Source organism: Novosphingobium sp. SG754 (assembly GCF_013149315.1).
Lineage (GTDB): Bacteria > Pseudomonadota > Alphaproteobacteria > Sphingomonadales > Sphingomonadaceae > Novosphingobium > Novosphingobium capsulatum.
On record NZ_JABGCC010000016.1, the window covers coordinates 1 to 13135 of the forward strand.

Here is a 13135-nt window from a genome sequence, read left to right on the forward strand (position 1 = left end):
CATCGGCTCACTACTCGACGCCTTCACGCCAGACGAATGCGCAAACTACCTCAGAAACTCAGGCTATGCGTCAATGTAATGTCATCAAACTCTAGCTGACAATCCGAAAGGTGCAGGCGCGCGTTTGCGCGTGACCTCGCACCACCCCCAAACCCCCTCCTCTGAAGAGAAGGGGGTTTTTTGTTGTCAACTTACCACAGCTTGGCGCGTTTTTCGGGCGGGATATACATGGTGTTGCCGGGCTTGACCCCAAAGGCCTGATACCACGCTTCGATATTGGGCAGTGGCCCGAGGATGCGGAAGCGGGCCGGGCTGTGCGGGTCGGTGGTGACCTGGTTGCGCAGCGAATCCACGCGCTGGTTGGCGCGCCAGGCCTGGGCGAACGAGAGGAAGAAGCGCTGGTCGCCGGTCAGCCCGTCGATCACCGGCGCCGGCTTGCCACCCAGCGACTTGTGATAAGCATCGAGCGCCACCTGCAGGCCGGCAAGATCGGCGATATTTTCGCCCATCGTCAGCTTGGGATTGATGAAGGCGCCCGGCGCCGCTTCAAAGCGGGCATATTCATCGCCAAACACCTTGGCTTCCGCCTCGAAACGCTCGGCATCCTGGGGCGTCCACCAGTCGGAGATGGCGCCCTTGGCATCGATCTTGCGGCCCTGGTCGTCAAAGCTGTGGCTGATTTCGTGGCCAATGATCGCGCCCGTGGCGCCATAGTTTACCGCATCATCGGCGCGCGGATCGAACAATGGCGGCTGGAGAATGCCGGCGGGGAACACGATCTGCAGCTTGGCGCCGCCGTTGTAGGCGTTCACCGTCTGCGGGTTCATGCCCCACTTCTTGCGGTTCACCGGCTTGCCCAGGTCTTCCATCGCATAGTCGGCATTGAAGCGCGCGGCGCGGGTAACGTTGCCGTAGAGATCGTCAGGCTTGATCACCAGCGCCGAATAATCGCGCCACTTGTCGGGATAGCCGACCATCACGTCGATCCGCGCCAGCTTGGCAAGCGCAGCGTCCTTGGTCGGCGCGCTCATCCACGGATTGGCGGCAATGCGCTTTTCAAAGGCGGCGCGCAGGTTGGCGACCAGTTCCTGCATCCGCGCCTTGGACGATGGCGGGAAATAGCGCGCGACATAGGCCTGGCCGGCCGCTTCGCCCAGCTGGCTGTTGACCAGATCGAGCCCGCGCTTCCACCGTGGCTTGAGCTGGCCCACCCCGGTGAGCGTGCGGGTAAAGGCAAAGCGGCTGTCGACCATCGCCTTGGTCAGATAGGGCGAAGCCTGGTCGGCCACGTGGAACGCCTGCCACAGCTTGAGCGTGTCGAGCGGGGTGTTGGCATAGAGTGCCGCCAGATCGCGGATCGCGGTGTTCTCGCGCACGATCATGCGGCTTTGCGGGGCGATGTGCGCGCCTTCGAAGAAGGCCGTCCAGTCGATCCCGGGCGCATAGGCGGCAAATTCGGCCGATGACATTGGGTTATTGGTAGCGCTGCGATCGCGGCGGCGGGCAATATCCCAGCTGCGCGTGGCGATCTCGGTTTCAAAGGCCATGATCTTTGCGGCCGCTGCTGCCGGATCGGCCACGCCCAGCGTCTGCAGCGTGCGGGTGATATAGGCGACATAGGCCTCGCGCTGCGGCGCGAACGCGGGCTTGAGGTAATAATCGCGTTCTGGCAGGCCCAAACCGCCTTGGCCAAGCGAGAGGACATTCAGCCCCGCATCGGCGGTATCGGGGCCCACGCCATAATCGACCAGGCTGATGCCAAAGTTTCCTTCGGTTCCGCCCATGGCGCGGGCAAAGGCGGTCTTGTCGGCAATCGCCATGACCTTGGCGACATCGGCCCGAAGCGGGGCAAGGCCGCGTTGCTCGACCGCCGCCTCGTTCATGAAGCTGGCATAGAGCGCGCCGACCTGGCTGGTCGCGGGCATGGCGGCGACCAGATCCTTCATCTGCGCCTGGACCCGCTCGTCGATCAGGGCAAGCGTGCCGATGTTGGGCCGGTCTTCGGGAATGGGCGTGCGCGCCTTCCACTTGCCGTTGGCGTAAGTATCGAAATCATCGCCCGGCTTAACCGAAAGATCGCGCCCGGAAAGATCGACACCCCAGCCGCCGATCGGCCCGCTCTGAGCGCTGGCGGCAGCGGGTGCCGCCTTTGCGCGAGACGCCGGAGAGGCCAGGGCCGGCTGCATCGCCACGGCCAATGCCGTCGATGCCAAGACCATCATGCGAAGTTTCACAGTTGCATTCATCCTTGTTGACCCCTCAACGGCGCACAACCTAGACGAAGGCGGTTTCATCTGAAAGAGTTTGATGCAGGTGATGCCATTGATAAAAAGGGCATGTCTGTGCGCTTTTTGTCGCCAATCGTGTCATTTGCAATTGTCAGCGGCGGCGCAGTAGCACCTCCACGCTTTCTTCGACACTGGCTCGGTCGGTATCGCAGCCACTTTCCTGTTCCAGCGCGGTGCGAATGTTGGAAATCTTGCTGTCAGACAGATGCTCGATCCCGATGAAATCGCCCCGCGCGCCTTCCAGGGCGCGGATCAACTCGTCCAACTTGGCTTGCATCGCCGCAGCATCGCGGTTTTGCGCATTCTGGATGACGAAGACCATCAGGAACGTGACGATGGTGGTGCCGGTGTTGATCACCAGCTGCCAGGTGTCTGACCAGGCGAAGATCGGGCCCGACACGGCCCAGACGACGATGATCAGCGTGGCCAGCGCGAAACTCGCCGGTTGCCCCGCCAAGGCCGAAACGCGATTGGCAAATGCGGTGAAAATCCGGTCCATGGCCGCGGTTCTTTCTGGTTTGATTGCTGGACTGTTTCCCAAAACCAGCGGGCGGGCCGCGCGGTTCCCGAAAGGGCAGGGAACCGTTGGGGGCACCCTGGCTTGGCCGTGCCCAAGAATTGCTTTGCCGCTATCATGCCACGCCATCGCTTGACGGCAAAAAGTCTATCAAATAAATAGAGATCAAGACGCAGCGGCCTGGCCCGATGCTGCGCCGGCCCTCAGCTGCCGCCACGGGCCCGCGGCTTTTGATCGGGAAGCAGCTTGCTCCGCGTTACCAACGGCTAAAGCGCGCGAACGCTGGGGCGACATCGCCAGGCTTCGTGTTCCCCGCTGTTTCAGGGGTGATACGATGCAATGCACACGATAGCGGCATAACGCCTGCGCCCAGCCACCGTGCATACCACGGCTGCGCCTGGGCCTGACCATAATCACATCCAGATGGCGCAAGGCCGCGCGGCGATGCCCCGCACGCGGCAGGCCGCCTTGCGCCTTCCGTCCATGAGGGACCGCTTTTTCATGTCGATTTTCCATGCCACCCGCCCGGCCACTGGCCTGGGCGCCCTGCTGCTCGCCTCCACCGCACTGGCCTTGCCAGGCTTGGCCCAGGCTGCCGAAACTGCGGCGGCGCCGGCCGAACAGGCGCCGGCACCGGTCGCCGACCCAGCCAGTCCGGATGTGCCCGATGCCAATGCCATCACTGTCACCGCCCGCCATCGCGAGGAACGGCTGCAGGACGTGCCGCTGGCCATCTCGGCCATTTCCGGCGCGGAACTGACCTCCAAGCGGATCGAGCGGGTGAGCGAATTTGCCCTGCGCGTGCCCAATTTCGGCGCTTTGCAACAGAACACCCGCGTCTCGGGCCTCTACATTCGCGGCCTGGGCGGCAATGCCAGCAACGATGGCGCCGAAGGCGGCGTTGGCCTGATCGTGGACAACGTGTTCTTCACCCACGTGGGCTTTTCCTGGCTCGATTTCGTCGACCTGGAAAACATCCAGGTGGTGCGCGGGCCGCAGGGCACGCTGCTGGGCAAGAACACCACGATCGGCGCAGTGATCGTGCAGACCGCCAAGCCCAAGTTTGAGCCTTCCTATACGCTGCAAGCGACCTATGGGAATTACGATGCGGTGCAGTTGCGCGCCAATGCCACCGGGCCGATCATTGCCGACAAGCTGGCCTATCGCCTGACCTTTGCCGAAAGCAAGGGCGGTGGCTGGATCACCAACGCCTATAACGGCGTCAAGCTGCTGGGCAACGATCGCTGGTCGGCGCGCGGGCAACTGCTGTTTACGCCCAGCGCCACTGTGTCCTCGCGCCTGATCGCCGAACATTACGAATCCAACGAATACAACAATTTCTACCCGCCAGTGGCGGACGTGACGCAGAACCTGAACCTCGATGGCACGGTCAATTCGCCGCGCGCGGACAGCTGGAGCGCCAAGCTGGCGCGGTTTGGCTATACCCCCAATCTCAACGGCCCCTACAACGCCAACCTCAACAACCAGGATCGCCTGATCGCCAAGACCGATGGTCTTTCCAACGAGATCAACTGGGATCTGGGCGGGGTGAACCTGACCGGCGTTACCGCGTGGCGGCGGCTCTGTTTCCGCCCCTATAACGACAGCGACTACACCCCGCTGGATATCTATCGTGCTGGCTATGATGTTGACGTCAATCAGTATTCGCAGGAACTGCGCCTTGCCTCGGCCAAGGGCAGCACGATCGATTGGCAGGTGGGCGCGTTTTACCTGCACGAAAAGCTGCGCAGCAACTTGCGCACGATCTTCGGCTCTGATGCCTCGACGTTTTTCCTTGGGGCAGGGGTGCCGTCCTCGTTCATCGACGGGCTGGAGTATGACCGCGACGGCCGCCTGACGATCGATAGCCTGGCTGGCTTTGGCCAGGTGACCGCGCACCTCACGTCCACCTTCTCGCTCACGGGCGGCCTGCGTTATACCTGGGAGAAGAAGCAGGTGAACATTGCCGGCTATGCCCTGGGCACCGGCGCGCTCAATCCCGCCGGCGCCACGGCGCGACAGGCGCTGCTCAACAACCTGGGTGGCACCAGTGGCAGCGCGGCCGGCGCCTATACGCTGGCCAACCAGGTCAGCCGTGGCTCGCTGGCCTGGCTGGTCAATCCGGCGTGGCAGGTGACGCCCAACGTGCTGCTCTATGCCTCGGCCAGCCATGGCGAAAAATCGGGCGCAGCCAATACTTCGGCCACGGCTAGCCAGGCCGCGCTGGTGATCACCCGGCCGGAAAAGTCCACCGATTTCGAAGCCGGGATCAAGACAAGCTGGGCCGGCGGCAAGGCGACGGTGAACCTCAACCTCTACAACAACACGATCACCGATTATCAGGGGACCCGCGTCGATCAGGCTAATGCCTCGTTCGGAACCTATCTCGCCAACGTGGGCAAGGTGCGGCTGCGCGGGTTCGAGTTCGAGGCGACCTGGCGCCCGCTGCCGGCGCTGGGGTTCAATGCGAACCTTGCCTATAACGATGCCAAGTACCTGGATTATGCCGATGCGCCCGCGCCGCTGGAATTCCAGCTGGCCAACGGCGGCGCTGCGCGGCCCCTGTCGCTCACCGGCTATCAGGTGGCCGGTTCCAACAAGTGGACGGTGCAGGGCGGGATCGATCTTGATCAGCCGATCGGCGGGGAATGGAATCTCACCGGCTATGCCAACACCAGCTGGAAAAGCCGGATTGCCTACATCAACCCGCGCTCGGTCTATGGCTGGCAGGCGCCGGTAGCGATCACTAACGTCGGGCTGGGCCTGCGCACGCAGGACAACCGCTGGCAGCTTCAGGCCTGGGCCAAGAACGTGACCAACGAACGCTATGCCGTCTCCTACGGCGCGGCCAGTGCCTCGGCCCCGGTGATCGAGGTCTATGGCAATCCGCGCACGTTCGGCGGCACCATCACGCGGACGTTTTGACCATGAGCCACGATACCGCACATCGCCAGGCCGGCGGCAAACGCCAGATGAAGCTGGGCGCCTTCCTGTTCGGCGTAGGGCATCATGCCGCCGCCTGGCGCCATCCCGATGTCGATCCGCGCGCGCCGTTCCGGTTCGAATACTGGCGCGATCTGGCGCAAAAAGCCGAAGCTGCAAAGTTCGATGCCGTGTTCCTGGCCGACAACGTGGCGCTGTTCGGCGCCACGCCCGAGGCGATCAGCTATACCGCACCTGTCTATACCGGAGAGCCGCTGACGCTGCTGTCGGCCCTGGCCACGCACACCAGCCATATCGGGCTGATCGCCACGGTCTCCACCACCTATCTCCAGCCCTATCATGTCGCGCGAAAGTTTGCCGCGCTCGACCAGCTGTCAGGCGGGCGGGCCGGGTGGAACCTCGTCACATCGGGCAGCGATGCCGAGGCGGCGAACTTCGGGCTGGACCATCAACTCGCGCACGCCGCGCGCTATGCCATCGCGGCCGAGCATGTGGCGGTGGTCAAGCAGCTGTGGGACAGCTTTGCCGACGATGCCATCCAGGCCGACAAGGCCAGCGGCCGCTATTACGATCCGGCACGGTTGCGCCGTGTGGATCATGCTGGCAATCACTTCCGCGTGGCCGGCCCGTTGCAGACCGGGCGACCGCCGCAGGGACATCCGGTGATCGTTCAGGCCGGATCGTCTGATGATGGCCAGGCGCTGGCCGCCGCCACCGCCGAGGTGGTGTTTACCGCGCAGCAAAGCCGCGCCGCAGCGCGCGCCTTTGCCCAAGGCCTCAAGGACAAGGCGCAGGCACTAGGCCGGTCGCGCGATAGCCTGCTGGTGATGCCCGGTGTCAGCATCTATGTTGCGCCCACGCGGGCAGAGGCCGAGGCCAAGCTGGCGCGCTTGCAGGCCTTTGTCGATGTGGCCGGCGCGCTCGCCTCGATCCGCACCTTCCTCGATTGGGATCTGACCACCGTCGATCTCGACGCGCCGCCGCCACCGCCGCCGTTCACGCAAGGGTGGCAGAGCCGGCAAAAGCTGTTTTACGACCTCGCGCTGGACCAGGGCTTGAGCGTGCGCCAGTTGGTCTCGCGCATGTCGGCCGCGCGCGGGCATCTCGTGCTGGTGGGTACGCCGGCCGAAGTGGTCGACGAACTTCAGGCCTGGTTCGAGGATGGCGCGGCCGATGGCTTCAACATCCTGGCGCCGATCTTTCCCGCAGGCCTTGACGACGTGATCGAACTGGTCCTGCCCGAACTGCGCCGGCGCGGCCTGTTTCGCGAGGAATACGAAGGCGCCACCTTGCGCGAAAACCTTGGCCTGGCGCGGCCCGATGCCGGCTTTCCTGCGCCGCTTTCCCCCCAGACGAAGGAGCTTGTTGCATGAGCACGCTTGCCCTCGATGCCGCCGGGCGCGCGCCGCCCGCCGCAGCGCCCAAACGGCTTGGCCCGGCGCGGCTGATTGCCTTTTCCAGCCTGGGCATGCCGCTTGCCGCGGTGGAAGTGCCGCTCAGCACCTATGTCCCGCCGCTCTATGCCAGCGCGTTCGGCTTTTCGCTGGGCACGGTGGGGGTGATTTTCCTGCTGGCGCGGCTGTGGGATGCGGTGATCGATCCGGCGATCGGCCTGCTGTCTGACCGCACGCGCAGCCGCTGGGGCCGCCGCCGGCCGTGGATTGCGGTGGGGGCCGCGATCTTTGCGCTGGGCGCGGTGCCGGTGTTCCTGCCGCCTACCTGGTTTGGCCCCTTGGCGCTGTCGGCTGCGCTGTTCGTGCTCTATCTCGGCTATTCGATGATGGCCACGCCGCTGGCCGCCTGGATGGGCGAACTTTCGGGCGCCTATCATGAGCGGACGCGCATCACCACCTATGGCCAGGCGCTGACCTGCGTGGCGCTGTTGCTGGCGCTGGTCCTGCCCAGCCTGCTGGTCACGCGGCTGGCCGGGCAACCGCGGCTGGAACTGGCGGCGATGGGGGCGATGGTCTTTGCCCTGCTGCTGATCACCCTGCCGCTGGGGCTGCGCGCGCTGCCCGAGCCGCCCCCGCCGGCCGGCGCGCAAGATCCGGTGCGGGTGTGGCATACGCTGCGCCTGGTGTTTGGCGAAGGCATGCTGCTGCGCGTGCTGGCCTCGAACTTTGCCGTGCGGCTGGCGCAGGGCGTGCGCACCGCGCTGTTCGTGTTCTTCATCAGCTTTTACATGGGCCATTCCGCCTGGGCGCCGGGGCTGTTCCTGCTGCAATATGTGTTCGGCATCTTTGCCTGCCCGCTATGGCTGGCGATCGGCCGCCGCGTCGGCAAGGAACGCGCTGCCGTTGCCGGGGAATTGACCCAGGTGGCGATCAACCTGGCACTCCTCGCGCTGGCGCCCGGCTCTGTCGTGCTGCTGTTGGCGCTGACCGTGGCGCAGGGGCTGGCGCAGGGATCGGGCAATCTCATGCTGCGCTCGATCGTGGCAGACGTGGCCGATTATCACCGCCTGCGCACCGGTGAGGACCGCATTGGCCTGTTCTTTTCGGTATTCTCGCTGTCTGACAAGGCTGGCGTGGCCCTGGCGATCGGCGTGGCCCTGCCGCTGGCCGCGTGGATCGGGTTTGATCCGCGCGGGACCAATCCGGCCGGCGTGCTCGAACATCTCAAGTGGCTGTTCGCCCTGGGGCCAGCGCTAGGCCACGTGATCTCGGCCGCGGTGATCCATGGCTTTCCCATCGACGAGCGGCGCCATGGCGATATCCGTCGCCAGCTGGCTGCGCGCGATGCAGCGGGGCTGGTGTCCGATGCCAGCCGTGATCGCTGGCTGGCGCAGGCCGATCGCGGCTCGCAGGGATAATTCCGCTTGGGAGTGGCCACGCAAAACTTGGGCGCATCCCCAGCGATCCGGGCTTGCCATGTTATAGTCAAGCGATAGAGTAGAGATAGTTCGAAAGTCTTTTCCCCGGCCAGGAAAGGCGGGCCTTGTGCCCGAACCATCGGCCCGCGGCTTTTGATGGGAAGCAGCTTGCTCCGCGATACCAACGGCTAAAGCGCGCGAACGCTGGGGCGACATCGCCAGGCTTCGTGATCCCTCCATCCGATCGAGGTGATACGATGCACAAGACCCAACGAATGTGTTGATGCGCGGCGCGTGATCCGCGCCGCCACCCAACCTGACTTTCTCGTTCCATCCCTTCGTTCGCGCGCGCCGGCCCATTGCCGGGCGATGCCTTGCGCGCGGCCCATGTTCAGGAGAATTCCCATGGCCACCATCGTTGCCAGCTATCCCAATGCCAAAGACCCTGCGTCCCCGCTCGATATCCGCCCCGTAACCGGCCGCATCGGCGCTGAAGTTCACGGCCTGGCGCTGTCGGGCGATCTTGACGGCCCCACCGTGCAGGCGATCGAGGCTGCGCTGGTGCGGCACAAGGTGCTGTTTTTCCGGGGGCAACAACACCTCGACAATGCCGAGCACGAGGCGCTGACCGCGCTGTTCGGCGATCCGGTTGCCCACCCCACGGTGCCGGTTGCCGAAGGCTCGCGCTACCTGCTCGAACTCGACAGCAAGGAAGGCTATGCCGCGTCATCGTGGCATACCGACGTCACGTTCCTGGCGGCCTATCCCAAGGCATCGATCCTGCGCGGCATCACCATTCCCGAGGCGGGCGGCGATACGCTGTGGGCCAATGGCGAGACGGCCTACGAAGGCCTGCCCGAACCGCTGCGCCAACTGGTCAACAACCTGTGGGCGGTGCACAGCAACGATTACGATTACGCGGCCACGCTCGCGGCGGCTGGCACATCGGCCGATGCCAGCGACACGGCCAAGGAGCGCACGCTCTATCACAAGTCGGTGTTCGCCTCGACGATCTATGAAACCGAGCATCCGGTGGTGCGGGTCCATCCTGTCAGCGGGCAGCGCAGCCTGCTGCTGGGCCACTTCGTCAAGCGCTTCGTCGGCCTGAGCGAGGCGGATTCGGCGCGGCTGTTCAATATCCTGCAAGACCACATCACCAAGCCGGAAAACACCGTACGCTGGCGCTGGCAACCGGGTGACGTGGCGTTCTGGGACAACCGCAGCACGCAGCACCGCGCGATCGCCGATTTCGGCCTGCAGCGCCGCACGCTGCGCCGCGCGACGGTCGCGGGGGACGTGCCGGTGGGCATCGATGGCCGCGAAAGCCGCACCACGCGGCAGGAACGCGCCACCGCTGGCCAGCCTGCCTGACGGCCACCAGGTCATTCTCACCGCGCGGGGAGGGGGCAGGGCTGCTCGCTCCCCGTTCGGTCATCTCAAGGACACTCTGGCTCGATGCAATTGCTAGCCTCTCCCGGCGCGACCAGCCTGCCGGCCCATGTCATCATCCGCGAGCTTGATCTGCCCGTGCCTGTTCGGTTGCTGCGGCTGGGGCCGGGGGGAGACGATCTCGCCCCGCTGACCCCGTTCGGCCGCATTCCGGCCCTGGTGCTCGACAATGGCACGGTCATCGGCGAAAACGCCGCGATCCTGCCCTTCCTGGCTGACCAGCGCCCCGGCACCGCGCTGTTCGCGCCGGCCGGCACGGTCGAGCGGGCGCAGATCCAGGCCTGGATCGGCTATATCAACAGTGAGATCCACGGCGCGACGCAGCGGGTCGGCAATCGCCCGCACCTCTATTCCGACGATCCAGCCGCGCACGAGGGCATCCGCCAGGCCGCCCGGCGCCGCCTGCGTGAAGCGTTCCAGCCGATCGAGGATCGCCTGGGCGAGGCGGAATGGCTGGTGGGCGATCGCTTCACCATTGCCGACGCCTATCTCGGCGTCTTTGCCAGCTATGTCCCGCATTTTGGCCCGGTCCTGGCCGATCTTCCTGCGCTTGCGGCGTTCTCCGCGCGTTTCGAGGCGCGGCCGGCGGTCCGCGCCGTGCGTGAAGCGGAAGGCCCCCTGCCGTTCCGGCCCGGGGCTGGCCCGCGATCTGCTCCCGCTCAAGAGGTGCCGGCATGACTTTCGAAATTCGCAAGCATGGCCGCGTCGGTGCCGAAATCCTCGGCGTCGATCTCGCGCGCCCGCTGGCAGAGGCTGACTTTGCGGCGATCCGTGCCGCCTTTGCCGAACATGGCGTGGTGTTCTTTCGCGATCAGCAGATCAGCGAGGAGCAGCACATCGCTTTTGCCTGTGCCTGGGGGCCGATCAACATCAACCGCTTTTTCGCGGCCCATCCGCGTTATCCCGAAATTGCCTTGGTCGTGAAAGAGCCCGAACAGCAGCACAATATCGGTGGCGGCTGGCATACCGACCATTCCTATGATGCCGAACCGGCGCTGGGCTCGATCCTGGTGGCGCGAGAATTGCCCCCGCACGGCGGGGCCACGGCCTTTGCCTCGATGTATGCGGCGTATGACGCGTTGCCGGCAGCGTTGCGGCAAGAGGTCGATGGCCTGCGCGCGGTGCATTCGGCCCGCCACGTCTTTGGCAGCAAGGCCGCTGCCTATGAAGCCTTGCAGGATACCCGCCGCGATGGCCGCATCGGCAACGCGGGCGCCGCCGACGTGCTCGACGATCCGGTGCACCCGGTGGTGATCACCCATCCGCTCAGCGGCAAGCGCGCGCTCTATGTGAACCCAAGCTTCACCGTGCGCGTGCTCGGCCTGTCAGACGCGGCCTCGGCCGATCTGCTTGCCACACTCTATGACCATGCGCGCCGCAGTGAATTCCACGAGGATTTCCACTGGCAGCCCGGCTCGATCGCGTTCTGGGACAACCGCGCGACCTGGCATTACGCCTATAACGATTACCACGGCCACCGCCGCGAGATGCATCGCATCACTATCGAAGGGGTCCCGCTGGGCTGATGTGTACGTCTAATTCATTGGTTTATATGAAGAACATACAAACTGTTGATAAGTTTTTGAAACAGGGCTTGCGCGTGCGGAATCGCCCGCATATAGGGCGGCCCTGCCCAGCGGGGACGGCCTAGCCCGAACCGCTCCGGTCGGGGAGTAGCTCAGCCTGGTAGAGCACTGTCTTCGGGAGGCAGGGGCCGGAGGTTCGAATCCTCTCTCCCCGACCACTTATTTTCCCTGCATTGCAGGGGCATGAAAAGCCGGCCTTCGGGTCGGCTTTTTCGTTTGCGGTGAACGCCCGGTGAGGCTTGCCACTATTTGCGATTCTCGCATGCACTTCTAAGGCTGTGGGCATGATGAGCCCCACCGAATCCCACAGCCCGCACTTCGAATGGCAATACCTTGACCTGATGCGCCAGATCTGGACGCAGGGGGACGAGCGGATGGACCGCACCGGCGTGGGCACCCGCGCGGTGTTTGGCACGCAATTGCGCTTCGATCTGTCGCAGGGCCGCGTTCCGCTGCTGTCGACCAAGCGGGTCTTCTGGAAAACCGCGACGCGCGAATTCCTGTGGTTCCTGACCGGCGATACCAATATTCGCGCGCTGTGCGCGCAAGGGGTGGAAATCTGGACCGATTGGCCGCTCGATCGCTATCGCCGCGAAACGGGCGAGGATATCAGCCGCGCCGATTTTTCCGCGCGGATCGTGGCTGACGCTGCCTTTGCCGCGCAATGGGGCGATCTTGGCCCGGTCTATGGCAAGCAGTGGGTCGATTGGCCGGTCTATGAGCCAGCCGGCCAGTACGGCCTGTTTCGCCGCCGCGCGCAGGGGGTTAACCAGGTGGCTGGCTTGGTCGAAAGCCTGCGCCACAATCCCGGCAGCCGCCGCCATATCGTAGAAGGGTGGAACGTGGCGGAGCTTGACGCCATGGCCCTGCCGCCGTGCCACAAGACCTATCAGTTCCAGGTGGCGGGCAATCGTCTGTCTTGCGTGCTCTATCAGCGCAGCTGCGATGTGGTGCTGGGCTTGCCGTTCAACCTGTGGGGCGCGGCGCTGTTCGTGCATATGCTGGCCCAGCAATGCGATCTCGAGCCCGGCGAACTGGTGTGGATGGGCGGGGACACCCACCTCTATCTCAATCATGCCGATCTGATCGAGGCGCAGTTGCAGCGCACGCCCGCAGGCGATCCGCGCCTGGCCATCGCGCGGCGGCCGGAATCGATCTTTGACTATCGCATCGAGGACTTCGTGGTGGAGGGCTATCATCCGCAAGGGCATCTGGCCGCCCCGGTCGCCGTGTAAGGCGCGCCGCGTTTGCGGGGTGCCGATCAAGTTTTGCACAGCTTGCTGCGAAAATTCTGCATGACCCTTTGTTGACACCTGCGGCCGCCCGGCATAGAGGCGCCTCACCCCAAGGGGAATGCGGGTGTAGCTCAGTCGGTTAGAGTGCCGGCCTGTCACGCCGGAGGTCGCGGGTTCGAGCCCCGTCACTCGCGCCACCCCTTGGGTAAGATGTTGTTGGTCAACGAAAACCTTGCTCGAACAAGGCTTTCACGCCAAGGCTGGAAACAGCAAATTGGCAGTTGACAGCATATCGGCCGCGTCTT

At 64.6% G+C, this 13135-nt stretch carries 9 protein-coding genes and 2 tRNA genes; 9 read left to right on the plus strand and 2 right to left on the minus strand.

The features are described from left to right. Positions 1–191 precede the first annotated feature (191 nt). The gene (locus FHW97_RS20940; RefSeq protein ID WP_370525489.1) at positions 192–2234 is read right to left on the minus strand and encodes a M13 family metallopeptidase; all 2043 of its coding nucleotides are present in this window, start codon (positions 2232–2234) and stop codon (positions 192–194) included. Positions 2235–2379: 145 nt separating this feature from the next. Next, positions 2380–2787 (minus strand): low affinity iron permease family protein, encoded by a 408-nt coding sequence (locus tag FHW97_RS20945; protein WP_022674889.1) that lies wholly within the window; start codon positions 2785–2787, stop codon positions 2380–2382. Between the two features lie 519 nt (positions 2788–3306). On the opposite strand from FHW97_RS20945, the gene FHW97_RS20950 reads away from it, so the two are divergent. The 9 genes from FHW97_RS20950 to FHW97_RS20990 all read left to right on the plus strand — a co-directional run bounded on the left by FHW97_RS20950 (position 3307) and on the right by FHW97_RS20990 (position 13027). Then, entirely contained in the window at positions 3307–5730 is a 2424-nt protein-coding gene (locus FHW97_RS20950; protein WP_171799661.1) for a TonB-dependent receptor, read from the plus strand. A gap of 2 nt (positions 5731–5732) precedes the next feature. After that, positions 5733–7121 (plus strand): LLM class flavin-dependent oxidoreductase, encoded by a 1389-nt coding sequence (locus tag FHW97_RS20955; RefSeq protein ID WP_253941918.1) that lies wholly within the window; start codon positions 5733–5735, stop codon positions 7119–7121. Further along, on the plus strand, positions 7118–8560 hold the full coding sequence (locus FHW97_RS20960) for an MFS transporter (protein WP_171799662.1): 1443 nt from the start codon (positions 7118–7120) through the stop codon (positions 8558–8560). The genes FHW97_RS20955 and FHW97_RS20960 overlap by 4 nt, the downstream gene beginning before the upstream one ends. 405 nt (positions 8561–8965) lie before the next feature. Continuing rightward, positions 8966–9931 carry a TauD/TfdA family dioxygenase gene (locus FHW97_RS20965; RefSeq protein WP_022674893.1) on the plus strand — a complete coding sequence of 322 codons (966 nt, stop codon included), beginning with the start codon at positions 8966–8968 and terminating at the stop codon, positions 9929–9931. A gap of 84 nt (positions 9932–10015) precedes the next feature. Then, the gene (locus tag FHW97_RS20970) at positions 10016–10687 is read left to right on the plus strand and encodes a glutathione binding-like protein (protein ID WP_171799663.1); all 672 of its coding nucleotides are present in this window, start codon (positions 10016–10018) and stop codon (positions 10685–10687) included. Further along, positions 10684–11535, plus strand: a complete 852-nt coding sequence (locus FHW97_RS20975; protein ID WP_171799664.1) for a TauD/TfdA family dioxygenase — start codon at positions 10684–10686, stop codon at positions 11533–11535. Before FHW97_RS20970 ends, FHW97_RS20975 begins: the two co-directional genes overlap by 4 nt. A gap of 141 nt (positions 11536–11676) precedes the next feature. Continuing rightward, positions 11677–11753, plus strand: a tRNA-Pro gene (locus tag FHW97_RS20980). 126 nt (positions 11754–11879) lie between these two features. Further along, entirely contained in the window at positions 11880–12830 is a 951-nt protein-coding gene (gene thyA / locus FHW97_RS20985) for a thymidylate synthase (protein ID WP_171799665.1), read from the plus strand. Between the two features lie 120 nt (positions 12831–12950). Continuing rightward, positions 12951–13027, plus strand: a tRNA-Asp gene (locus FHW97_RS20990). Positions 13028–13135: the final 108 nt, after the last annotated feature.

Excerpts from the sequence above, each read along its gene's own strand:
- FHW97_RS20945 (WP_022674889.1), bottom strand. The coding sequence starts at position 2,787 with ATGGACCGGATTTTCACCGCATTTGCCAATCGCGTTTCGGCCTTGGCG.
- FHW97_RS20950 (WP_171799661.1), top strand. The coding sequence starts at position 3,307 with ATGTCGATTTTCCATGCCACCCGCCCGGCCACTGGCCTGGGCGCCCTG.
- FHW97_RS20955 (WP_253941918.1), top strand. The coding sequence starts at position 5,733 with ATGAGCCACGATACCGCACATCGCCAGGCCGGCGGCAAACGCCAGATG.
- FHW97_RS20960 (WP_171799662.1), top strand. The coding sequence starts at position 7,118 with ATGAGCACGCTTGCCCTCGATGCCGCCGGGCGCGCGCCGCCCGCCGCA.
- FHW97_RS20965 (WP_022674893.1), top strand. The coding sequence starts at position 8,966 with ATGGCCACCATCGTTGCCAGCTATCCCAATGCCAAAGACCCTGCGTCC.
- FHW97_RS20970 (WP_171799663.1), top strand. The coding sequence starts at position 10,016 with ATGCAATTGCTAGCCTCTCCCGGCGCGACCAGCCTGCCGGCCCATGTC.
- FHW97_RS20975 (WP_171799664.1), top strand. The coding sequence starts at position 10,684 with ATGACTTTCGAAATTCGCAAGCATGGCCGCGTCGGTGCCGAAATCCTC.
- thyA (WP_171799665.1), top strand. The coding sequence starts at position 11,880 with ATGATGAGCCCCACCGAATCCCACAGCCCGCACTTCGAATGGCAATAC.